Annotated in this window: 17 protein-coding genes and 3 tRNA genes; 12 read left to right on the top strand and 8 right to left on the bottom strand. The window is 68.2% G+C overall.

Annotated elements, in window-relative coordinates:
* Positions 1-44 precede the first annotated feature (44 nt).
* The 6 genes from lon (at position 45) to ACEJ41_RS08460 (ending at position 7909) form a co-directional block, all read left to right on the top strand.
* The gene (gene lon / locus ACEJ41_RS08485; protein ID WP_374011852.1) at positions 45-2513 is read left to right on the top strand and encodes an endopeptidase La; all 2469 of its coding nucleotides are present in this window, start codon (positions 45-47) and stop codon (positions 2511-2513) included.
* A 193-nt stretch (positions 2514-2706) separates the two neighbouring features.
* Positions 2707-2979, top strand: coding sequence for an HU family DNA-binding protein (locus tag ACEJ41_RS08480; protein WP_374011851.1), 273 nt, complete (start codon positions 2707-2709; stop codon positions 2977-2979).
* A gap of 34 nt (positions 2980-3013) precedes the next feature.
* A tRNA-Val gene (locus ACEJ41_RS08475) sits at positions 3014-3088 on the top strand.
* A gap of 75 nt (positions 3089-3163) precedes the next feature.
* Positions 3164-3240, top strand: a tRNA-Asp gene (locus tag ACEJ41_RS08470).
* Between the two features lie 84 nt (positions 3241-3324).
* Positions 3325-5007: a DUF6538 domain-containing protein gene (locus ACEJ41_RS08465; protein ID WP_374011850.1), complete on the top strand. Its 1683-nt coding sequence runs from the start codon at positions 3325-3327 to the stop codon at positions 5005-5007.
* 52 nt (positions 5008-5059) lie between these two features.
* On the top strand, positions 5060-7909 hold the full coding sequence (locus ACEJ41_RS08460; RefSeq protein WP_374011849.1) for a class I SAM-dependent DNA methyltransferase: 2850 nt from the start codon (positions 5060-5062) through the stop codon (positions 7907-7909).
* Positions 7910-7941: 32 nt separating this feature from the next.
* Here ACEJ41_RS08460 and ACEJ41_RS08455 read toward each other — a convergent pair whose 3' ends face one another.
* Complete coding sequence (locus ACEJ41_RS08455) at positions 7942-8166, bottom strand: hypothetical protein (RefSeq protein WP_374011848.1); 225 nt, start codon at positions 8164-8166, stop codon at positions 7942-7944.
* A 37-nt stretch (positions 8167-8203) separates the two neighbouring features.
* Positions 8204-8719: a hypothetical protein gene (locus tag ACEJ41_RS08450; RefSeq protein ID WP_374011847.1), complete on the bottom strand. Its 516-nt coding sequence runs from the start codon at positions 8717-8719 to the stop codon at positions 8204-8206.
* 385 nt (positions 8720-9104) lie between these two features.
* On the opposite strand from ACEJ41_RS08450, the gene ACEJ41_RS08445 reads away from it, so the two are divergent.
* Positions 9105-9380 carry a hypothetical protein gene (locus ACEJ41_RS08445; RefSeq protein WP_374011846.1) on the top strand — a complete coding sequence of 92 codons (276 nt, stop codon included), beginning with the start codon at positions 9105-9107 and terminating at the stop codon, positions 9378-9380.
* Here ACEJ41_RS08445 and ACEJ41_RS08440 read toward each other — a convergent pair whose 3' ends face one another.
* Positions 9381-10616, bottom strand: coding sequence for a hypothetical protein (locus ACEJ41_RS08440; RefSeq protein WP_374011845.1), 1236 nt, complete (start codon positions 10614-10616; stop codon positions 9381-9383).
* A gap of 542 nt (positions 10617-11158) precedes the next feature.
* Here ACEJ41_RS08440 and ACEJ41_RS08435 point away from each other — a divergent pair.
* A complete protein-coding gene (locus ACEJ41_RS08435) occupies positions 11159-13135 on the top strand; it encodes a peptidyl-prolyl cis-trans isomerase (protein WP_374011844.1) in 1977 nt (658 codons plus the stop codon).
* 85 nt (positions 13136-13220) lie between these two features.
* Here ACEJ41_RS08435 and ACEJ41_RS08430 read toward each other — a convergent pair whose 3' ends face one another.
* Both ACEJ41_RS08430 and gloB read right to left on the bottom strand, forming a co-directional pair.
* A complete protein-coding gene (locus ACEJ41_RS08430; RefSeq protein ID WP_374011843.1) occupies positions 13221-14453 on the bottom strand; it encodes a transglycosylase SLT domain-containing protein in 1233 nt (410 codons plus the stop codon).
* Positions 14450-15211, bottom strand: a complete 762-nt coding sequence (gene gloB / locus ACEJ41_RS08425) for a hydroxyacylglutathione hydrolase (protein WP_374011842.1) — start codon at positions 15209-15211, stop codon at positions 14450-14452. Before gloB ends, ACEJ41_RS08430 begins: the two co-directional genes overlap by 4 nt.
* Positions 15212-15223: 12 nt before the next feature.
* On the opposite strand from gloB, the gene ACEJ41_RS08420 reads away from it, so the two are divergent.
* Genes ACEJ41_RS08420 through dnaQ form a run of 3 tightly spaced genes read left to right on the top strand, consistent with a single transcriptional unit; the run spans position 15224 to position 17083 of the window.
* Positions 15224-15871 (top strand): hypothetical protein, encoded by a 648-nt coding sequence (locus tag ACEJ41_RS08420; RefSeq protein ID WP_374011841.1) that lies wholly within the window; start codon positions 15224-15226, stop codon positions 15869-15871.
* 19 nt (positions 15872-15890) lie between these two features.
* The gene (gene rnhA, locus ACEJ41_RS08415) at positions 15891-16337 is read left to right on the top strand and encodes a ribonuclease HI (RefSeq protein WP_374014101.1); all 447 of its coding nucleotides are present in this window, start codon (positions 15891-15893) and stop codon (positions 16335-16337) included.
* 11 nt (positions 16338-16348) lie between these two features.
* Positions 16349-17083 carry a DNA polymerase III subunit epsilon gene (gene dnaQ / locus ACEJ41_RS08410; protein WP_374011840.1) on the top strand — a complete coding sequence of 245 codons (735 nt, stop codon included), beginning with the start codon at positions 16349-16351 and terminating at the stop codon, positions 17081-17083.
* Between the two features lie 35 nt (positions 17084-17118).
* Here dnaQ and ACEJ41_RS08405 read toward each other — a convergent pair whose 3' ends face one another.
* Positions 17119-17823, bottom strand: coding sequence for a PP2C family serine/threonine-protein phosphatase (locus tag ACEJ41_RS08405; RefSeq protein ID WP_374011839.1), 705 nt, complete (start codon positions 17821-17823; stop codon positions 17119-17121).
* A gap of 149 nt (positions 17824-17972) precedes the next feature.
* Positions 17973-18063: transfer RNA gene (locus tag ACEJ41_RS08400), tRNA-Ser, on the bottom strand.
* 151 nt (positions 18064-18214) lie between these two features.
* Between ACEJ41_RS08400 and ACEJ41_RS08395 the strand changes: the two genes are divergently transcribed.
* A complete protein-coding gene (locus ACEJ41_RS08395) occupies positions 18215-18643 on the top strand; it encodes a hypothetical protein (protein WP_374011838.1) in 429 nt (142 codons plus the stop codon).
* Here ACEJ41_RS08395 and ACEJ41_RS08390 read toward each other — a convergent pair.
* On the bottom strand, positions 18622-21732 hold the full coding sequence (locus ACEJ41_RS08390) for a spermine synthase (protein ID WP_374011837.1): 3111 nt from the start codon (positions 21730-21732) through the stop codon (positions 18622-18624). The two genes, ACEJ41_RS08395 and ACEJ41_RS08390, sit on opposite strands and share 22 nt — an antisense overlap.
* Between the last annotated feature and the right edge of the window lie 14 nt (positions 21733-21746).

Raw genomic sequence — 21746 nt, 5'->3', positions numbered from 1 at the left:
GCCGGGACGGCACAGATCGTCCCCCCAAGATCTTCGGAGCCCCCATGTCCCGCACCCGAACCGACGCCCTCGACCTGCCCGTGCTGCCGCTGCGGGACGTGGTGGTATTCCCCCACATGGTGATCCCCCTGTTCGTCGGCCGCGACAAGTCCATGCGTGCGCTGGAGCAGGCCATGGAGGCCGACAAGCAGATCCTGCTGGTGGCCCAGAAGTCGGCCGAAACCGACGACCCGGACGCCGCCGACCTGTACACCGTGGGCACGCTTGCCCAGGTGCTGCAGTTGCTCAAGCTGCCCGACGGCACCATCAAGGTGCTGGTGGAGGGCAGCGCGCGCGTGCAGGTCAGCCGGATCGCCGAGCGTGACGGCGCGCTGCAGGGCCATGGCGAACTGATCGATGCCGGCAGCGGCCGCGACCCGCGCGAGATCGAGGCGGTGGCGCGCACCTTGTCCGGCCTGTTCGAGCAGTACGTCAAGACCAACCGCAAGCTGCCGCCGGAACTGCTGCAGACCCTGGCCGGCATCGACGACCCGGGCCGCCTTGCCGACACCATCTCCGCGCACATCGGCGTGCGCCTGGCCGACAAGCAGCGGCTGCTGGAGAGCGAGGACACCGGCGAGCGGCTGGAACTGCTGGTGGGCCTGGTCGAGGGCGAGATCGACGTGCAGCAGATGGAAAAGCGCATCCGCGGCCGGGTCAAGTCGCAGATGGAGCGCAGCCAGCGCGAGTACTACCTCAACGAGCAGATGAAGGCGATCCAGAAGGAACTGGGCGACCTGGACGATTCGCCGGGCGAGCTGGAAGAGCTGGCGCGCAAGGTCGCCGAGGCCGGCATGCCCAAGGCGGTGGAGGCCAAGGCCAGGAACGAACTCAACAAGCTCAAGCAGATGTCGCCGATGTCGGCCGAGGCCGCGGTGGTGCGCAACTACCTGGACTGGCTGCTGGGCGTGCCGTGGAAGAAGCGCAGCAAGGTGCGCAAGGACCTCAAGGCCGCGCAGGACACCCTGGACGCCGACCACTACGGGCTGGACAAGGTCAAGGAGCGCATCCTGGAGTACCTGGCGGTGCAGTCGCGGGTCAAGCAGATGAAGGGCCCGATCCTGTGCCTGGTCGGCCCGCCTGGCGTGGGCAAGACCTCGCTGGGGCAGTCCATCGCCAAGGCCACCAACCGCAAGTTCGTGCGCATGAGCCTGGGTGGCGTGCGCGACGAGGCCGAGATCCGCGGCCATCGCCGCACCTATGTCGGTTCGATGCCGGGCCGGATCGTGCAGAACCTCAACAAGGTCGGCACCCGCAACCCGCTGTTCCTGCTCGACGAGATCGACAAGATGTCGATGGACTTCCGCGGCGACCCGTCCTCGGCGCTGCTGGAGGTGCTGGACCCCGAGCAGAACCACACCTTCAACGATCACTACCTGGAGGTCGACCTGGACCTGTCGGAAGTGATGTTCGTGGCCACGTCCAACTCGCTCAACATCCCCGGCCCGCTGCTGGACCGCATGGAGGTCATCCGCATCCCCGGCTACACCGAGGACGAGAAGCTGAGCATCGCCGCGCGCTACCTGGTGCCCAAGCAGCTCAAGGCCAACGGCCTCAAGCCGGAGGAGCTGGCCGTTGCCGAGTCCGCCATCCGCGACATCGTGCGCTACTACACGCGCGAGTCGGGCGTGCGCAACCTGGAGCGCGAGATCGCCAAGATCTGCCGCAAGGTGGTCAAGGAGATCGCGTTGAAGGGGCCGCAGCCGGTGCGCAAGACCGCCAGGAAGACCGCCGCGCGCAAGCCGAAGTCGGCGCTGGTCAAGGTGGATGCGAAGAACCTGGACAAGTATCTGGGCGTGCGCCGCTTCGATTTCGGCCGCGCCGAGGAACAGAACGAGATCGGCCTGGTCACCGGCCTGGCCTGGACCGAAGTCGGTGGCGACCTGCTGCAGATCGAGGCGACCCTGGTTCCGGGCAAGGGGCAACTGATCCTGACCGGCCAGCTCGGGGACGTGATGAAGGAGTCGGCCTCGGCCGCGTTGTCGGTGGTGCGCGCGCGTGCCGAGCGGCTGGGCATCGACAACGATTTCCTGCAGAAGCAGGACGTGCACCTGCACGTGCCGGACGGCGCCACGCCCAAGGACGGCCCCAGCGCCGGCATCGCCATGGTAACCGCGCTGGTATCGACCCTGACCAAGGTGCCGGTGCTCGCCGATATCGCCATGACCGGCGAGATCACCCTGCGCGGCAAGGTCACCGCCATCGGCGGGTTGAAGGAGAAGTTGCTGGCGGCGCTGCGCGGCGGCATCCGCACGGTGGTCATCCCCGAGGAGAACCGCAAGGACCTGGCCGACATCCCGGCCAACGTCACCGACGGGTTGAAGATCGTGCCGGTGCGCTGGATCGACGAGGTGCTCGACCTGGCACTCGAGCGGCCGCTGGTGCCGGCTGCGGGCCAACCTGCCGCGCGCGTGGGCAAGTCGCCCGGGCGGCGCCAGCGGTCGTCGCAGGGGCGCACGGACGTCAAGCACTGAGCGCGCTGCATCGCGGCGAAAACCCCGCCACTGCTGGATTTCCGGCTTGCCGCATGGGGTGCCGCCCTGTATAACGGGCGCACCCGCCGGCACTGTCAGGTTGCACGGCGGACCCGAACATCGGGCACGTCCTGCGTGGTCGCGCGGGCCCGGTCACCATCTCGCGGCGTGGCCGCACAGGGAGCACATACGCATGAATAAAACCGAATTGATTGACGCCATCGCCGTCGCATCCGACCTCACCAAGGCTGAGGCCACCCGCGCCGTGGATGCGGTGATCAGCTCGATCACCAAGGCGCTGAAGAAGGGCGACGCGGTGACGCTGGTTGGCTTCGGTACCTTCCAGGTGCGCAAGCGCGCCGCCCGTACCGGCCGCAACCCGAAGACCGGTGACACCATCACGATCGCTGCCTCCAACAATCCGGCCTTCAAGGCTGGCAAGGCGTTGAAGGACGCTGTAAACTGATCGGCCCGCTGCCGAGGGCAGGGTGCATGCACCCGGGTGCTTAGCTCAGCGGTAGAGCGTCGCCCTTACAAGGCGAGGGTCGGGGGTTCGAAACCCTCAGCACCCACCAGCTTTCGGGCGGTGCAAAAACGCGGGATGGTCTAGCGCAAGCGCAGGCATCCCACGTACAATGTGTTTCAAGCGCGGAGTGGTAGTTCAGTTGGTTAGAATGCTGGCCTGTCACGCCGGAGGTCGCGGGTTCGAGTCCCGTCCACTCCGCCATTTACACAAAAACCCCGGTTTTTCCGGGGTTTTTTCTTATGTGGGAAAAACCCCGCTGGGACACTCATTGGGACAAACACCCCAATGCGACTGCCCAACTATCTCGTCCGCCGCCCTGGCGGGTTCGCCTTCCGCCTGATCGTTCCCCTGCGCCTGCGCCGGGCGTTCGGGCGCACCGTCATCAAGCACGCCCTCCACACCCACGACCCCGCCACCGCGCAGGCGTGGGCGTTGGCGCTGGCCCGTCGCTATCAGTTAGCCTTCCAGTCAGTGGCACAGGGGGCACTGATGGCAGACCAAGACGCGAAGTTACGACGGCTCACGGGCAAGACCGCCCGCGAGATCGACGAAATCGGCAGGGTCCTGCCCGACGATGGCACCGAGGCCAGGCCCCCGGCCTCGCGTCGCGCGCCCGTGTCCGCTGATGACGAACTGGCCGAGGCGCTGGGCCTGACCCTTGGGCGCGACCCGAAGGAGTGGAGCGTGAGCGACGCCTACGGGCGACGCTTGGAAGGCAAGGACACCGACGACCCGGACGCCGACCTGCGCCGCCAGGTGGCCGCCTCGCACCACCTGGAAAGCCTCGGGGCACCGGCCGGGGCCGTGGCGGCTGCGATCACGCAGGCCCGCGTGCCCGATATCGTGGACATGCTCCCGAAAGGCGGGCCGCCCCCAGGGATCAAGCCCAAGAGCCTGAAAGCCGCCGCCGACGACTGGATGAAGATCATCGCGATCAAGTTCCAGAAGCCGAACCAGGGGAAGAACCTCCGGGCGCACCGCAGGACCATCGACCTGTTCGCTGCCAGCGCGGGGGGCAGGACGCTAGTCCATACGATCGACTGGGCCACGGTGTCGAAGTTCATCCAGGGCCGCCTGCTGACGATCGACACGTCCACCGCGATCAATGAGCAGTCCTGGCTGCGCGATTTTTTCGCATGGGCCGTCAAGGCGAGGCACTACCCGCAGGATCGGGCCAATCCGGCAGAAGGACACGTTCACCGGACCAAGGCCGATAAGAAAGCGGCCAGCCAGCGCAACGGGTTCCAGGCGTTCAACCTCACCCAACTGTGCAGCATGTTCGACCCGGTCAACCTCGTGCGCTTGAAGGGTACGCGCAACCGTTGGATGGCCGTGCTCGGCTTGTACACGGGGGCCAGGGCCAAGGAGTTGACGCTGTTGGAACTGCTCGACGTGGGGCCGGACGAGGAGGAAGGCGTGCCCGTGCTGGACTTCAACCTGCTGGGCGAGTTCAAGACCCTGAAAACCGAGACCAGCCCGCGCAAGACACCGATCCATCCCGACCTGATTGCCCTGGGCCTGATGGAGCGCGTGGAGGCGTTGCGCGCGGATGGTCAAACGCTCTTGTTCCCAGGCTTGAACATGTACGCCGTCAATGGCCCCTCCGCAGCGCCCCAGCGGGCATTTACGCGCTACCGCCAGGCGTTGAAGATCGAGCCGCGCACGGGCTTGATGGGCCTCCATTCGTTCCGTGATACGGCCATCGGCGCGTTGAAGATGGCGAAGGTGGGCCAGGCCTGGCGCGAGGAGTACGTGGGCCATGACAAGAGCGAGCGCAAATCCGTCAAGGACACGCCGCACGGCACGGCCTACGACGTGGAAACGCTCGCGGCCCTGGCAGAGATTTGCCATCCGCCGCTGAACTGGGCGGATAGGGGCGTGATCGACATTGCCGCGCTTCGCCCCCTACTGCTGGCGGGGCTGGATAGCGCCGACGAGGACGACAAGGACAGCGACAGCGAGGAATGACGCCGGGGGGTCATAATCGACCCCACCAGGGGACGAGCGCGGTTAGCAACGGATGACACCACAGGACTTTATTGCCAAATGGAAGAACGGCGGCGACGAGCGCCGCGATTTTCAATCGTTCTTTGACGACCTGTGCCGGCTGATGAACCACCCGACGCCGCGCGAGGCGGACCCGGAACACAAGTGGTTCACCTACGAATACGGGGCCAACAAGACCAGCGGGGGCGAAGGCTGGGCGGACGCCTGGAAGCGGGGATTTTTCGGGTTCGAGGCCAAGGGCACCGGCAAGGACCTGGACAAGGCCTACGCGCAACTGAAAATGTACGCGGACGCGCTGCAAAACCCGCCGTTGCTGATCGTGTGCGATCTCCAACGGTTCGAGATACACACCAACTTCACCAACGCGGTAAAGCAGGTCCACCGGTTCACGGTGGAAGACCTGGCCAACCACGACACGCGCCGCCTGCTGGCCGCCGCGTTCAACGATCCGCAGCAACTGCGCCCAGGGACGACGCGTGCGGACATTACGAAAGAAGCAGCGGGCAAGTTCGCCACCCTGGCCGAAGCCCTGCGCAAGCGCGGGCACGAGCCGCACGCGGTGGCGCATTTTCTAAACCGCCTGCTGTTCTGTATGTTCGCCGAGGATATCGGCCTGTTGCCCGACCACATCTTTTCCAAGTTGGTCCGCAGCGTCCAGGACAAGCCCGACCAGTTCGAGAGCCGCGCCGCCTCGTTGTTCGCGGCGATGAAGGACGGCGGCGATTTCGCATTGAACGCTATCGAATGGTTCAACGGTGGCTTGTTCGAGGACGCGGCCACGCTGGCGCTGGAAGCGGCGGAACTGAAAACCCTGCTAGAAGCCGCGACGCTGGACTGGGCGGAAATCGACCCCAGCATTTTCGGCACGCTGTTCGAGCGTGGGCTAGACCCGAGCAAGCGCAGCCAGTTGGGCGCGCATTACACCGACCCGGACACGATCATGAAGATCGTGCGCCCGGTGGTGGTTGCGCCGTTGTTGGCTGAGTGGGAAACGGAGAAGGCGGCTATCGCCGCCACGCTGGAAAAGTCGAAGGCCAAAGGCATACCAAAGGCCGCCCAGGACCGGCTAAATGCGTTTCTGGAACGCATGCGAAACTTCCGCGTGCTTGATCCGGCGTGCGGTTCCGGCAATTTCCTGTTCGTGTCCTTGCGTGCGTTGAAGGACCTGGAAAACCGCATTTTGTTCGAGGCCGAAACGCTGGGCCTGGGCCGCCAGGTTCCGGCGATTGGCCCGGTCAATGTGCTGGGGATCGAGTTGAACGAGTACGCGGCGGAACTGGCGCGCATTACGGTATGGATTGGCGAAATCCAGTGGATGGTCCAGAACGGTTTCGGCGTTCGCACGAACCCGATCCTCCAAGCCCTGGGCGGGATTGAGAACCGCGACGCGCTGATGAACGCGGATGGGAGCGAGGCGCAATGGCCAGCGGCCAATGTGATCGTTGGCAACCCGCCGTTTATTGGCGACAAAAAGATGGTTGGCGAACTGGGGGCTGACTATGCCGCCCAGGTGCGCAAGACCTACGCGGGGCGCGTACCGGGTGGCGCTGATTTCGTCTGCTACTGGTTCGAGAAAGCGAACGACGCGATCAAGGCGGGCAACACGCAGCGCGCTGGCCTTGTGGCCACCAACAGCATACGTGGCGGCGCGAGCCGCGAAGTTTTGAAACATGCGGCGGAGACAACGCGGATTTTCGAGGCATGGGACGATGAGGAATGGACGAACGAAGGCGCAGCCGTGCGCGTGTCGTTGGTCTGTTTCGGGCACAGCGAACAGGACGCGAAACTGGACGGCGAACCGGTCGGCGCTATCTTTGCCGACCTGACAGCCAGCAATGAGGACGGAGAAGGCACAGACCTGACCAGCGCGGCGAAGTTGGCCGAGAACGCTGGACGCTGTTTCGTGGGCTATCAAAAAACCGGCGCGTTCGACATTCCCGGAGACATGGCGCGGGAAATGTTGCGCGACGCAGGCAACCCGAACGGTCGCAGCAATGCGGACATTCTTGCGCCTTACTGGAACGGCATGGACGCAACGCGCAGGCCGAGAGATTTCTGGATTATCGACACTGGGCCAAGCATGTTGGAGCAAGACGCCGCCATGTATGCGGCGCCGTTCGATTACCTTGAAAAGACGGTGAAGCCGGAACGGTTGGCGTCGAAGGTGAAGGACGACAACGCACGCGCCGCGTTGATGTCCACATGGTGGCGTCTGTGGCGTGCGCGCCCCGACATGCGCGAAGCATGGCAAGGCATGGCGCGCGTGATTGCCACGCCGGAAGTGTCGAAACACCGGGTTTTCATTTGGTTGCCGCGCCCAGTTGCGCCAGATAAAAACTTGATGATTACTGCCCGCGACGACGACACCACACTGGGTGTTCTACATTCGCGCTTCCATGAACTCTGGGCGTTGCGCATGGGCACCAGTCTGGAAGACCGTCCGCGCTACACACCATCCACCACGTTCGAAACGTTCCCGTTTCCGGAAGGACTGACGCCTGACATTCCCGCCCAGGACTACGCGGCCAACCCGCACGCGCAGGCCATTGGCGACGCAGCGCGGGCACTTGTGGAAGTCCGCGACCGCTGGCTGAACCCTGCCGATTGGGTGGACTGGCAACGCACGCCAGAAGAAGAAGCCGCGGGGTTTCCGGCGCGCCCCGTTGCCAAACCTGGGCACGAAGCGGCGCTAAAAAAACGCACGCTAACCAACCTCTACAACGAGCGCCCGGCGTGGCTAGCCAACCTACATGCGACGCTAGATAAAGCCGTGGCCGCAGCCTATGGCTGGGACTGGCCGCTAACCGATGATGAAATCCTGCGCCGCCTGTTCGAGTTGAACCAGGCACGCAGCCAGGCATAAGCAACAGGGGCGGAAATCCGCCCCTGTGTCGTTTACTGGAACCGCAGGCCTTCCAGGAACCCCGTGCCCTGGGCGAGAAGTTCGCCAGGCGTTTCGGCCTTGACCAGCACCGTCGCGCCGTACTGGCCGAGGCAGAAGGCCGAGGCGTCGGCGTGGTGGCGTTGATGGACTTGCGTAAGCGTTCCGCGTTTCGCGGTGAGAGCGTCGGCAATGCGCTGGGCGAGCGCGTTGAGTTGTTGCTGTGTCGTGTCGTTCATGGCGTGATTTCCTGAGTGGTGGGGGTGGGTGGAGCGGTTAGGGGGTGGCGTCTTGCGCGGACTTGGGCAGTTCCCAGTTAGCCGACATGCCTAGTTGGCTCAGCGCCTGGATACCGGCGGCAACGCTGGCGGGGTAGTTGCGGGCCACGGTGTCTAGGCCCTGCTTCGTGATGATTTGCGGATTGAAAAACTGGCCATCGGGCAGGTTCAAGATGATCGCGGCGGCTTCCAGTTTCGCCAGCGCTTTCGAGATGGCCGGTTGCTTGACGCCGAGCCGCTTAGCGAGGCCCGATTGATTGACGCTAACCAGGTTGCCGAACCTGGACAGATCGAGCAGCAGGAACAGCAACGCCAGCGCCGTGGGCGTGAGTTTCCGTTTCTGGATGATGGTCGAGAGCGAACCCACGAAGCACAGCGCGAAGGGGTTGAGCGGGTCGATGTGCTTGCGCTTTTTCGAGACGTGGACTTGAACGGTTCCCGCGTCGTCGTCGCGGGTCTGGACGGTATCAATAGCGCTGGCAATCTGTTCGCCGGTGGTGGTGTCGAGAGGCATGGGGGTGGAGGAAGTGGAGGAGTTCCACTTGTAGGAAAAAAATCGCGGTTGTCGAGGGGTGATAGTTCCAGAAGGGAATACAGCGAAGAGAAAAGAAGAAAGAGGAAAGAACAAAGAGGTAGAGGAGGAAAAAAGCCAGGAGCGAAAAACGCACAGCATTTCAGGGCGTTATCGCAGGGGCCGGGTGGTGCGGATATTCCTGTGGCGAATGATTGCCGCGCGACCAGCGCGGAAAAATGCCAGCGACGAAATGTCGCCATTCCTGGGCGCGTCAGCACGCGGGCAGCGGACACATCGTCTCCATTGCTTCAATCCTGGGCGTCGACGCTTGCGCGCGTGGCGCGTTCGGTTATTGGTGGATGACCACCCACACCGAGGCAAGCACATGGCAGACGAAAGCAAAACCACGCAGGCGCTATTGCGCGCACTTCTCCGCGAGATGGAGAAATCACTGGCCCATCCGAAAGCGGAAACGGAAATGGAGGCTTTTTATCCGCCGCCTGGATACAAGACGCGCGTAAACGTCAAAGAGTTCGAGCGGGGTCAGCGTGAGGGCAACTGGTGGGACGACAGCGAGAGCGGCGGTGGCAGCGAGCCGTTTGGCCTTGATCTTCGGCCCAAGCCTGCGCCAAAGACACGCGCTAAGCGTCGCCCGCGTTGATCACCAGCGCGGGCGCGGACTGCGCCGCCGAGTCGGCGCATTAGTTGCAGATTGCGAAGAAGTCCGCGCGGCCAGCCGTGTCGCCACCTTGGCGAACCGCTGGGCCAGGGTGGGCGGCAGGGTTTTCGTTTGCCGTACTGGGCGCGACGCCGTGGCGGTTTTGATCGCCACCGCGCCGCGTCCGCTTCGCGCGTGGCCGTAGCCTGATTGGGTGCGGTCGTTGGAATGGCCGAGCCAGGCGGCGACACCTGCGCGCCCCTGGGTGGCTTTGGCGTCGCTCGCTCGCGCGTGTCTGTACGCATACGGCGATAAGCCCGGCTGAACCTGGCGCATGGCACGACGCACCGCCACCACATCCGCAGGCGTGGCGGCCAGGTCGCCGCCGGTGTCATCGACATAGGCCCGGAGGAAAGCCACGGCCAGCGCGGACTGCCCGCGCCGGGTTGGTTCCACTTCCAGCACGCGCAGGGGCTGGCCTCGCACCGCGTCCACCTTGGCCCCGGCCACCGCCAGGCGTAGGCCGGTGGCGGTCTTTTCCAGCACCACCCCCCGCACCAGTTCCGCCGGGCGAATGCCGAACAGGGCAAAGACGCAGGCCAGGGACTCAGCCCGGGCGCAGCGCCCAGGCTGGCGGGCCAGGGCAACCAGGAGGCGATCCGGAGAAAGGGCCTGGCGTCCGGCCTTGCGTTTGCTCTTGCTGGCCGGGCGCAGACCGGCAGCGCGCAGGGCCGCCGCCTTGTGCGCCCAGGTGGGGCGATCCGGGGCCAGGTACAGCGCCCGAAACACCGTGGCCCGCTCGAACGCGGCCAGGGTATAGGCCCGCATGGCGTCCGTGTCCTTGGCCTTGCGTGCCGTCTCGGCCAGGGTACGGAGCCGGGCGATTTCCTGGGCCTCCACCCACCGGCAGGCACTTCGCAGCCGGTCGAAATGCGCCCGCGTGCTGGCGTGGTCCAGGGGCGTCGCCCCGGCGGCCCACAGCCGGGCATGGTCGCGCCGGTAGGCGGCCACGGTCGCCGGGGAGGGGTTCGCCCCGGTGGCGGTGGCCTCGTCCAGGACCATGCGAATGGCCCGATCCATCGCCACCCCGGCAGGCGTGCGCAGGCGCAACCCTTCGGCCTGGGCCAGGGTGTGGGCCTGGGTCAGTTGGTCGGCGTATCGCGCCCGCAGACCCACCGACAGCCCCGCGCCGTGATCGGCGGGGGGCGTGTCGGTGGCTGGCGTGCTGTTGCGGTTCATTCGTCCCCCAGGCAGATCAAGAGCAGGCCCCAGGCTCCCGCCTGTGTCCCTTCGCCCACCGCTGGCGCGTTGGTCGTCGCCCGGTCGCTCCCGCTTTCCCTGTCGCCGCTGGACGCGTCAACAGGGCCGGGCGGCCTCTCTTCTCCCTGGCGCTAATGCGGCTAGGGTTTCGAGAGGGCACATTGTCGGCCAGTGCCGACAATGTGCGGAGCCGCTTCCACTGTGCGACGGGAACCGGGCAAAGCAAGGGCGGCGAGGCGTTGAACCGAGAGCCGCGAGCGTGGGACACTCTTGGGACACTCACCGGAGCACACTCCCGCGAGTGTCCTTGCGGGGTAAGGCCTTACGGCTGTTGTGTTTCCGGCGTTGAGTGGGACACTCCCGTCCACTCCGCCACTTATAAAGAACGCCCGCAGGTCCCCCGACCTGCGGGCGTTTTCCTTTGCGCGGCCGGCCCGTACAAGGCACCCCCGTCCCACCTGCGCAACGCGACGGGTTACACTCCCGCGCTTACATTCGCCGCTTACGACTGGGCTGGGACAATGCTGCAGAAACTCCGCGACCGGACTTCGGGTTGGGCTGCCACGATCGTCATCGGGCTGCTGACGCTTCCGTTCCTTCTCGTCGTCGACCAGGGCTACCTGGGCGGCGTGGGCGCCAACAGCGTGGCCCAGGTCAAGGCGCCGCCGACATGGTGGGCGGGTGCTCCGTCCTGGTGGCCGGCATCGATGCTGTGGCGGCACGAGGAAGTGAGCACCGACGAGTTCCGCCAGCGCTTCGAGCAGGAGCGCATGCGCCAGCGCCAGGCACAGGGCGACGACTTCGATCCGCGCGCGTTCGAAAGCCTGGAGAACAAGCGCACGGTGCTGGACAGCCTGATCGACGAGAAGGCGCTGCTGCTGGCAGCCGAGCGCGCCGGCGTCGTTGTCGGCGACGTGGCGGTGCGCGATTACATCCAGGGCATGCCCGCGTTTCAGGTGGATGGCCGTTTCGACGCCACCCGCTACCAGTTGGCACTGTCCTCGCAGATGCCGCCGCAGACGCCGCGCCAGTTCGAGGCGCTGGTGCGCCAGTCGCTGCAGCAGTCGCTGCTGCCGACCGGCATCGCCACCTCGACCTTCGCCACCGATGCCGAGGTCGACCGCATCGTGCGCCTGGCCGACGAAACCCGCGATGCGCAGGTGGCGTTGCTGCCGCCGCATGAGGAGGACACCGCCGAGGTCACCGATGCCCAGGCGCAGGCGTGGTACGACGCGCACAAGGGCGACTTCATGCGCCCCGAGACGGTGACCATCGAGTACGTGGAGGTCGGCCCCGAACAAGTGCCGGCACCGGAGCAGGCCGACGAAGCCACCCTGCGCAGCCGCTACGAGGAAGAGAAGGCACGCTTCGTCGAGCCCGAGCGCCGGCTGGCGTCGCACATCCTGATCAGGGTGGATGCTGACGCCGATGCGGCCACCCGCAAGGCGGCCGAGGAAAAAGCCGCACGCCTGGCCGAAGAGGCCGCTGCCGATGGCGCCGATTTCGCTGCGCTGGCCCGGGCCAATTCCGAGGACCCTGGCTCGCGCGAGGACGGCGGTGACCTGGGTTGGGTCGAGCAGGGCGTGATGGTGGCGCCGTTCGAGGAGGCGCTGTTCGCCATGCAGCCCGGCCAGGTGCGCGGCCCGGTGCAGACCGATTTCGGCTATCACGTCCTGCAGCTGCGCCAGGTCGAGGCCGGCGCACAGGAGCCGTTCGAGCAGGTGCGCGAAGAACTGGCGCGGGAGCAGGCGCAGGCCGACCGCGAGCGCGCCTACAGCGAGCTGACCGGGCGCCTGACCGACGTGATCTACCAGAACCCGTCGACCCTGGATTCGGCCGCGCGCGAGACCGGGCTGCAGGTACAGAAGCTGGGGCCGTTCTCGCGCGACCAGACCATCGGCGTGGCCGCTTCGCCGGAGGTCAAGCGCGCTGCGTTCTCCGAGTCGCTGATCGAGGACGGGACCGCCAGCGATCCAATCGAGATCGGACCCAGCCACAGCGTCGTGATCCGGGTGATCGACCACGCGCCGGAGGAACCCAGGCCGCTGGCCGAGGTGCGCGATACCGTGGTTGCCGCGGTCCGCGCCGACCGCCGCGGCAAGGCCGCGGTCGCCGCAGCCGAGGCGCTGGTGGAGCGGCTGCGCGCCGGCGAAGCGCTGGCGGACGTGGCCGCGGCCGCCAACGCCGAGGTGGTGCCGCTGGACGGCCTGCCGCGTGGCGCGCCCGTGCCCACCGCAGCCGCCAACGATGTGCTGTTCGAAGCCGCCTTGCCGGTGGAAGGGACGCCGTCGGTTGGCCGCTTCGGCCTGGAGGACGGGCGCCAGGCGGTGTTCGTACTGACCGCCGTGCATCCGGGTGATCCGGCAAAACTGACCCCGGAGCAGCGCACCCAGCTGCGTGCCCAGCTGGCCCAGATCGACGGCACCGCGGCGGCCGACGACTACGTGCGCCGGTTGCGCGAGCGCTTCATCGTGGTGGTGGAAGAAAGCCAGCTGTAACCGCGGCGACAGGCGGTGGCCGGCAAAGGGCGCGGGAGACAATCCCGCGCCCTTTGCATGTGCGGCCCCGGCCGGCGCCGCTGGTTCAGTCGATCTGCAACACCATCCCGGGGCGCAGGATGCTCTGCGGGCCCAGGCCGTTGCGTTCGAGCAGGCGATCCAGGCGCATCCCGTGACGCCGGGCGATGCTCCAGGGCGATTCGCCGCGGCGCACCACGTGGGAGCGTGCGGGTGCATCCGCGGATGCCGGCGATGCAGTGACCGCCGTCGGCGTGATGCCTGCTGCCGCGCTGGAGGCCGCAGCGGCATCCGCCGTGCGTGCCGGGACCAGCGCAAGCGGCGGCGCCCCACGTGGCCAGCGGCCGTTGGCCAGGGCCGGATTGAGACGCTCCAGCTGGGCGGGGTCGTGGGCGTTGCGCCGCGCCCAGGCAGCCAGTCGCGCACTGCCCTCCAGGTGCTGCGCATGCAGGCGCGGCACCGGGCGGTCCAGGGCCGCGCGCCATTGCCCGTTGTCCCCGGCGCGCTGCAGCACGCAGGCCAGCGCATGCAGCTTGTCCACGTAGGCGCGGGTGATCGCCGGCACCCCCGGCAGGTCGGCGGGCGTGGCCTCCACTGCGGTGGTGCCGCTGCGGCGCAATGCGTGCAGCAGGCGGTATTCGCCGGTGTTGTAGGCCATCGCCGCCAGGCGCCAGTTGCCGCCGAATATGCCGTTGAGGGTCTTGAGGTAACGCACTGCCGCACGCGTGGATGCGGCGGGCGACAGCCGCGCATCGTAGCCCTCGTTGACGCGGAGCCCATGGTGGCGCGCGGTGATCGAAACCAGTTGCCACAGCCCGGCCGGTCCGGCCTTGGCCCGCGCGGCCGGTGCATAGCCGCTCTCGACGAATGGAATCAACGCGAACTCGGTGGGCAGGTGCGCCTGGCGCAAGGAATCGACCACGTGCCCGAACAGGGGCAGGACATCGCTGTCCGGGTCGGCCAGGCGCGCGGGCGCGTGGGCGAAGTGGCGCAGCCAGCGGTCATTGCCACTGTCGTGACACTCCGGATCGGCCAGCCCCTGGCGGAATGCATCGTAGATCTCCAGCCCACTGCGCGTGGCCGCTGCATCCGGATCGGAGGGCGCGGTGCCGGTGATGGATGGCTGCGCCGGGTCAGGCGCGCCGGTGCTGGAAGCTGCGGCCTCGTCCGTGGACGTGTCCGCCACCGGTGCGTGCGCGTGTGCCAGCGGCACCGCAGGTGCATCGGTGGCCGTGGCTGGGCCTGCCAATGTCGGCAGTGCCAGCGCGATCGCCACGGCCACGGCGCCGGCGCGATTCATCCGGCGAATCCATCCTTCCAGGCCCGCAGTGCGGCGAAGGTTTCCACCTCGTCGCTCATCGCGCGCCCCTGGTGCTTTTCCACTGCCGCCCGCACCGGCGGTTCGGCGCAGCGCAGGAATGGATTGCAGGCCAGCTCCGACGCCAGGATGGCCGGCACCGTCGGCTGTCCGGCGCGACGCTGGGCCACGGCTTGTGCGTGCCGCGTGCGCAGCGCCTGGTTCTCCGGCTCCACCGCCATGGCGAAGGCCGCGTTGGCCACGGTGTACTCGTGGCCGCAGCACACGCGGGTATCGCCCGGCAGCGCCGCCATGCGCTGCAGCGAGGCATGCATCTGCGCGGGGGTGCCTTCGAACATGCGTCCGCAGCCCAGGCTAAACAGCGCATCGCCACAGAACAGGTTGCCCGCACACAGGTAGGCGATGTGGCTGCGGGTGTGGCCCGGGACGGCGAGCACGTCGATCTGCAGCCCCGGCAGGGTCAGGCGTGCGCCGTCCGCCACGCGTTCGCAGTCCAGCTCGATCCGTGCATCGTCCGGCGCATACACCGGCAGTGCCGGCCAGCGCTCGCGCAGCGCCGGTACTGCCGCGCAGTGGTCGGCGTGATGATGGGTCAGCAGCACCGCCTGCGGTACCAGGCCGCGTTCGGCGGCGGCAAGCACAGGCGTCGCCTCGCCCGGATCGACCAGCACGGCCCCGGATCCTTCGCCGAGGACCCAGATGTAGTTGTCCTCCAATGCGGGCAGGGCGCTGGGTCGCATAGAATCGCGACCATGCCCGCCATCACGCCCAGCCGTCAACCCGGCGCCCCGACCTGGTTCAGCGGGCACGAGGGCCAGTGGCTGCTCGCCGCGGAACGGCGCTGGCTGGCCTCGCGGCTGGAGGCGCGTCCGGCGCAGGCATGGTTGTGGGTTGCGCCGGTGCCCGCACAGGACGCGGCGTTGCCGTCGCGACGCGGCCTGCTGCTGCATCCGCAAGGCGCCGGCTATGCCGGCAGCGTGCATTGCCGGCTGCCATTGCCGCTGCCCAGCGAATGCCTGGGCGACGTCATCCTGCAACATCCGCCGCAGGCCGGGCTGGACGAGCTGATCGAGGAGTGCTGCCGGGTGCTGGTGGACGGCGGCCGCCTGTGGCTGTGCGTGGCCAATCCCTGCAGCCCGTTTCGCTGGCGTGGCACCGGCGCGGACTGGGCCATGTCCGCGCCCGCGCACTGGCGCCGGCAGTTGGCCCGCGCCGGGCTCAGTTGCGTGGAGCCGCGCTTCATCGGCCCGCGCTGGAAACTGCGCGAGCCGGCCGGCGCCGATGGCGATTCGGTCCTGTGCCTGCGCGCGACCTGCATGATCGAAGCCGAGAAGCGCGTGGCCCTGCCACTGTCACCCGCACCCATGCGCTGGCGCCATGGCGCTGCCCCGGCCGCCTGAGGCGTTCGCCCTGCAAACAATGAAGAACATCCAGATCCACACCGACGGTGCCTGCCTGGGCAACCCCGGCCCCGGCGGCTGGGCTGCGCTGCTGCGCTACAACGCGCACGAGCGCGAGCTTGCCGGCGGCGAGCCGGACACCACCAACAACCGCATGGAGCTGACCGCGGCGATCATGGCCCTGGACGCGCTGCGCGAGGCCTGCGTGGTGACCCTGCATACCGATTCGCAGTACGTGCGTCGGGGCATCACCGAGTGGATGCCGGGCTGGGTCCGGCGCAACTGGAAGACCGCCGGCGGCGACCCGGTGAAGAACCGCGACCTGTGGGAGCGCCTGCATGCATCGGCGGCGCGGCACCAGATCGACTGGCGCTGGGTCAAGGGCCACAACGGCGATCCCGACAACGAACGGGTCGACACGCTGGCGCGGGCGGCCGCCGAGCAGGTCCGCGACGCGACGCGGTAGACTTGCCGACGATGCGCCAGATCGTCCTCGACACTGAAACCACCGGCCTGGAGTGGAAGCAAGGCAACCGCGTCGTCGAGATCGGCTGCGTGGAGCTGCTTGAACGCCGCCGCAGTGGGGGCAAGTTCCACCGCTACCTCAAGCCGGATTGCGCGTTCGAGGCCCGTGCCCAGGAAGTGACCGGGCTGACCCTGGAGTTCCTGGCCGACAAGCCGCGGTTCGACGAGGTGGTCGAGGAATTCCTCGCCTACATCGACGGCGCCGAGCTGATCATCCACAACGCTGCCTTCGACCTGGGCTTCCTGGACAACGAGTTGTCGCGCCTTGGCGAGCGCTTCGGCCGCATCCTGGACCGGGTCACCGTGGTCGATACCCTGCAACTGGCGCGCGAGCGCTTTCCCGGCCAGCGCAACTCGCTGGATGCGCTGTGCAAGCGCCTGGGCGTGGACAATGCGCACCGGCAATTGCATGGCGCGCTGCTGGACGCGGAGATCCTGGCCGACGTCTACATCGCCCTGACCTCCGGCCAGGAGGAAATCGGCTTTGGCGGCATCGAGGACGCCGGTGCCGGTACCGCCACGGTGGTCAGCTTCGCGCCCGTGACGGCGCAGCGGCCGCGCATCGCCGCGGCGCAGGCCGAGCAGGAAGCGCACCTGCGCCGGCTTGCCCACCTGCGCCGGAAGGCGGGCCGCGCGTTGTGGGACGTGCTGGAGCCGGCGGCCGAATCCGAAGCTCTGGAAGCCTGAGCCGCGTCAGCTGCGGTGTGCAGTGCCCGCCGCGCTCAGTGGCAGCGCACCAGCACCGCGGTGATGTTGTCCGAACCGCCACCATCCAGCGCCGCGGCCACCAGGATGTCCACGCATTCCTGCGCGCTGCATTCTTCCAGGCCCAGGGTCTGCGCGATCAGCGCATCGCCCACGTCTTCGGTCAGGCCATCGCTGCACAGCAGCAACTGCATGCCCGGGCGCAGCTCGCCGGCCATCCGTGCCACGTTCAGGTGCGCCGGGTCGGTGACGCCCAGGGCCTGGGTGACCACGTTGCGCTGCGGGTGCGAGCGCGCCTGTTCGGGGGTGAGGCTGCCCTGGGCGATCAGGTCCTGCACGTAGCTGTGGTCCTGGCTGAGCTGGGCCAGGCGGCCATCGCGCCACAGGTAGGCACGGCTGTCGCCCACCCAGGCCACCTCGAAACGCGGGCCCTGGATCCGTGCGGCCACGACGGTGGTGCCCATCGGCAGGCTGTCGTTGCGTCGGCGCGAGGCGCGGATGATTTCCTCGTCGGCCACCAGGATGGCGCCGGCCAGCTGGTTGCCGGCGCGGACCTCGCGCACGATGGCCTCGCGGGCCAGTGCGCTGGCCACCTCGCCACAGGCGTGGCCGCCCATGCCGTCGGCCACCAGCCACAGGCCCAGCTCGCTGTCGCCGTAGTAGGTGTCCTCGTTCAGCGCCCGGCGCAGGCCGACGTGGGTGAGGTGTCCGAATTCGATCATGGCAGCGGCAGCCGGTTCCTTGACGGACAGGGTAAACCTATACGGCATGCCCGTAAGAGCCGGTCACGGCGGGCTGCGGCGGGGCACGGCAGGAAAACGGGCGCTGCCGAACGAAAAAGAGACGGGCCGGGGCCCGTCTCTTGCGCAACTGGCGGAAAGGGTGGGATTCGAACCCACGGTACCGGAGACCGGTACACCGGATTTCGAATCCGGCGCATTCGACCACTCTGCCACCTTTCCGGGGTCCCGCGCGGCGTGGTCACCACCGCGGGGCGGGCATCATAAGGGAAGCGCAGGACCTGGCACAACTCGCGGCGATGCCGGCGGGCGGGCGCGGTACATGCGCCATGGCCTAGACTGGCGGCCCTTCCAGCCTGCCAGCACCAGAGCCATGTCCGAGATCCTGGTTCCAGTCTCCTTCGGTGAACTGCTCGACAAGATCGCGATCCTGCAGATCAAGTCCGAGCGCATGAGCGATGCGGCCAAACTGGCCAACGTGCGCAACGAGCTGTCGGCGCTCGAGCGCACCTGGATGCAGCATCCTGCGGCTGGCAGCGTGCCGGGGTCGCCGTCGGGCGCGGGCATTGCCGAATTGCGCGCGCAGCTCAAGGCGGTCAACGAGCGCCTGTGGCAGATCGAGGACGACATCCGGCTCAAGGAGCGGGCGCAGGAGTTCGACGAGGAGTTCGTGCGCCTGGCGCGCAGCGTGTACTTCGAGAACGACGAACGCGCGCGGGTGAAGAAGGCGATCAACCTGGCCCTGGGTTCGGCCTATGTCGAGGAAAAGTCCTACCAGGACTACCGCGCCGAGCCGTCCTGACCCGCTGCCGGGCGGCTGCGCGCCGCCTCTTCCAGCGCGCGGATCCTGACCATGTGCCGGACCATGCGCAGCTGCGCGCTGTGGGGCAGGGCCACGCCGTACCCTGCGCGCAGCCGCTCCACGTCCTGGGGCTTGCCCAGGCCCAGCGCACCGAGCTGGGCGATCACCAGGGCCTGCTCCTGCACCTCCATTGGCAGCACGTGCGGCAATTGCAGCAGCGCCTCGCCGTGCGCACGCATGGCGGCGGCATCGCGCGCGGCTGCGGCGGCGTACATGGCAAGCATCGCCCGCACCGGCGTGGGTTGGGCTGCAGGATCGATCCACGCCGGATCGATCCAGGCGCCGTGAAGGTCCGCGGCCGGCAGGTGGCCCAGCGTGGCCATCGCCACGGCCGAGGCGGCGCGTGCCCAGGTGGCCGGGTCTTCGACCACGCCGGTGGACATGCCCAGCAAGGCCTGCAGCTCCATCTCCGCATCGGCCAGTGCGTGCTGGCGCCGCGGCAGCAGGGTCACCCGGCCGCCGCTGCGCAGCGCCTGGACCAGTTCCTGCGCATGCCCGCGCGCCATCAACAGGCTGTGCCCGGGCAATACCGGGACCGGCGCGTCGGCAGCCGGCGGGACGCGGCCCTCCAGCAGGTCCAGCACCGGAAGGCCGTTGTCGGCCAGGCGCTGCAGGGTGTCGGCGCGGTCGCCGCGGAAGCGGGTGCGTGGGCCCTGCAAGGCAACGAGCGGGTGGAAATCGCTGTGCGGCTGCGCCTGCATCGCACTGGCGTAGGTGGCCAGCAGCCCGCGTCCGCCGAGCCGGCGCAGTGCCAGCGCCGGGTCGGAGGTCAGGCCCACCCGCGCCGTCTCCCGTGCCAGCGCGGCGGTGGCCTGCAGCCGGGTCGCATCGGCGGCCGGGCAGGTGCTGCGGCAGGCGACGACCACCAGGTCGTTGTCCTGGGCCAGGTACACCGCCACGTCCGGAAAATTCTGCAGCAGCGCAACAACGATACTGGCCAGCAATGCGTCGTCGATCTCGTAGGTTTGCAGCCATTGCACAAGCAGGCCGTCATCGGCCAGGTGCCCGGCGAGGAACCCGTAGAACTGGGTGGTGAACAGCCCGGCCACGCCACTGACCCACGGGTTGGACGGCTCGGAGACGATCACGTCATAGCGGCGCTGGGCGCTGGCATAGAAGCGGCGGGCATCATCGAAATGCACCTGCGAACGCGGGTCGTGCAGGGCCCGGCCGATGCGCGCGGAAAACAGCTGCGCCCCGGCGGCATGGACCAGCGGTTCGATCTCCACCGTCTCGACCCGGCGGACGCGGTCGCTGCCGAGCAGGGTATGGGTGGACAGGCCCAGCCCCCAGCCGATCACGCCGACCTCGTGCGGGGCAGGGTGCAACGCCAGCGGCAGCGCACCCAGGCTGACCATGGTCAGCTCGTCGCCGCCCGGCGGGCCATCCAGGCCGGTCGCCATCGCGCCGTCGGACTTGCCGTTGGTCAGCAACGAGAGGGTGCCGTTGGCCGGCGAGTGCGCCACGCCGATGGTGGCGGTCTTGCCGTCGCGCAGGAATGGCACCTGCAGTGATGGGTCCAGGCGTGCGTGTCCGGTGCGGAACGCTCCGGACAGCTGCGCGCGCGGGTCCGGCTGGCCCCAGGCCAGGGCAATGGCCAGGGCACCGATGACCCCGATCACCAGCGCCTGCAGGCGTCGTGGCCCCAGTTCGGTGCGGGCATGCGCCAGCAGCCAGAACCCCAGGGCGATGTCGCCGGCGGCGGCCAGCACCAGGCCGATGCGCACGCCCAGCAGCGGGATCAGCGCGTGGGTCATCAGCAGCACCCCGGCAATGGCGCCAACGGTATTGGCCGCATACAGCCGGCCGATCCCGGCCTCGCCGGCACCGGCGCGCAGCAACGCCAGGGTGAACAGCGGCAAGGTCGTGCCCGCGAAGAATGCGGCCGGCAACATCACCGCCATCGCGATTCCGGCGCTGCCAAGCAGGTACAGCCGGTAGCCGCCGTCGGTGCGCGCCAGCGCCTGCACCAGCGCGGCACTCCAGTCGAAGGACTGGGCGAAGGCCAGCAGCGAGAGCAGGGTGGCCACGCCCATCGCCACCTGGGCCAGGGCCGCGGTGTGCAGCGGATCGTGCAGGCGTGCGGCCCGGCGTTGCACCCAGGCGCCACCGATGGCCAGTCCCAGCAGGAAAGCCGCAAGCATCAGCTCGAAGCTGTGCACGGTGGTGCCCAGGGCCTGGTTGAGCAGGCGGATCCAGCCGATCTCGTAGACGAAGGAGCACGCGCCGGAGAGCAGCCCGACCGTCAGCACCGTGCGTGCCAGCGTGGATGGTGCCCTGCCGTGGGTACTGCTGTGCGTGGCGCCGTGCGTGGTGGCCGGCGGCGGCGCCGGTATGGCCGCAGCAGCGATGCCCGGGCCGCGCTCGTGGCGCCGCGACAGCACCCATGCCATCGCCGCCACCACCAGGTTGATGGCGCCGGCCACGGCCAGTGCACCGGGCATGCCCAGCCGCGGCAGCAGCAGGAAGGTCGCGCACAGCGCGCCAAGCGCCGCCCCCAGGCTGTTGGCGAAGTACAGCCCGCCCAGCACCCGCGCATCCCGCCCGGCGGCGCTGCCGCCGGCGCGCAGCCAACCGGCGCTGAGCAGCGGGAAGGTGGCGCCCAGCAGGATGCAGGCCGGCAGGATCAGCACCGCCCCGGCCAGCCACGGATACAGGTGGCCGCCGACACCGTTGCCCAGCATCGGCAGCAATGCTTCGGCCACGCGCTGCTGGCCCAGGAACAGGGGATGGAAGGCCAGGCCCAGCACGCCGATGGCCGCCTCGGCCAGCGCATAGGCGCGCAGCAGCCGGCGCCAGCCCAGGCCCATGCGCGCCGCCAGCCATGCGCCCGCGGCCATGCCGCCCATGAAGATTGCGAGCACCAGGCTCTGCGCGTATGCGGCATGGCCCACCACCAGGCCCAGGTAATGCGACCACAGCGACTGGTAGATCAGCCCGGCCACGCCGGAGAGCACGAACAGGACCAGGATGGCGATTCCCGGCGGCGTGGCCGGGGAGGCGCGATGCAGGGGCGCGGTGGCCGTCACTGCGGCGGCTGCGC

The organism is Pseudoxanthomonas koreensis (assembly GCF_041890415.1).
GTDB lineage: Bacteria > Pseudomonadota > Gammaproteobacteria > Xanthomonadales > Xanthomonadaceae > Pseudoxanthomonas > Pseudoxanthomonas koreensis_A.
Note: the sequence above shows the minus strand (reverse complement) of the source record. Positions and strands in the feature narration are given on the sequence as shown.

What these genes read in the sequence shown, in the direction of transcription:
- lon (WP_374011852.1), top strand. Translation starts at nt 45, where the DNA reads ATGTCCCGCACCCGAACCGACGCCCTCGACCTGCCCGTGCTGCCGCTG.
- ACEJ41_RS08480 (WP_374011851.1), top strand. Translation starts at nt 2,707, where the DNA reads ATGAATAAAACCGAATTGATTGACGCCATCGCCGTCGCATCCGACCTC.
- ACEJ41_RS08465 (WP_374011850.1), top strand. Translation starts at nt 3,325, where the DNA reads ATGCGACTGCCCAACTATCTCGTCCGCCGCCCTGGCGGGTTCGCCTTC.
- ACEJ41_RS08460 (WP_374011849.1), top strand. Translation starts at nt 5,060, where the DNA reads ATGACACCACAGGACTTTATTGCCAAATGGAAGAACGGCGGCGACGAG.
- ACEJ41_RS08455 (WP_374011848.1), bottom strand. Translation starts at nt 8,166, where the DNA reads ATGAACGACACGACACAGCAACAACTCAACGCGCTCGCCCAGCGCATT.
- ACEJ41_RS08450 (WP_374011847.1), bottom strand. Translation starts at nt 8,719, where the DNA reads ATGCCTCTCGACACCACCACCGGCGAACAGATTGCCAGCGCTATTGAT.
- ACEJ41_RS08445 (WP_374011846.1), top strand. Translation starts at nt 9,105, where the DNA reads ATGGCAGACGAAAGCAAAACCACGCAGGCGCTATTGCGCGCACTTCTC.
- ACEJ41_RS08440 (WP_374011845.1), bottom strand. Translation starts at nt 10,616, where the DNA reads ATGAACCGCAACAGCACGCCAGCCACCGACACGCCCCCCGCCGATCAC.
- ACEJ41_RS08435 (WP_374011844.1), top strand. Translation starts at nt 11,159, where the DNA reads ATGCTGCAGAAACTCCGCGACCGGACTTCGGGTTGGGCTGCCACGATC.
- ACEJ41_RS08430 (WP_374011843.1), bottom strand. Translation starts at nt 14,453, where the DNA reads ATGAATCGCGCCGGCGCCGTGGCCGTGGCGATCGCGCTGGCACTGCCG.
- gloB (WP_374011842.1), bottom strand. Translation starts at nt 15,211, where the DNA reads ATGCGACCCAGCGCCCTGCCCGCATTGGAGGACAACTACATCTGGGTC.
- ACEJ41_RS08420 (WP_374011841.1), top strand. Translation starts at nt 15,224, where the DNA reads ATGCCCGCCATCACGCCCAGCCGTCAACCCGGCGCCCCGACCTGGTTC.
- rnhA (WP_374014101.1), top strand. Translation starts at nt 15,891, where the DNA reads ATGAAGAACATCCAGATCCACACCGACGGTGCCTGCCTGGGCAACCCC.
- dnaQ (WP_374011840.1), top strand. Translation starts at nt 16,349, where the DNA reads ATGCGCCAGATCGTCCTCGACACTGAAACCACCGGCCTGGAGTGGAAG.
- ACEJ41_RS08405 (WP_374011839.1), bottom strand. Translation starts at nt 17,823, where the DNA reads ATGATCGAATTCGGACACCTCACCCACGTCGGCCTGCGCCGGGCGCTG.
- ACEJ41_RS08395 (WP_374011838.1), top strand. Translation starts at nt 18,215, where the DNA reads ATGTCCGAGATCCTGGTTCCAGTCTCCTTCGGTGAACTGCTCGACAAG.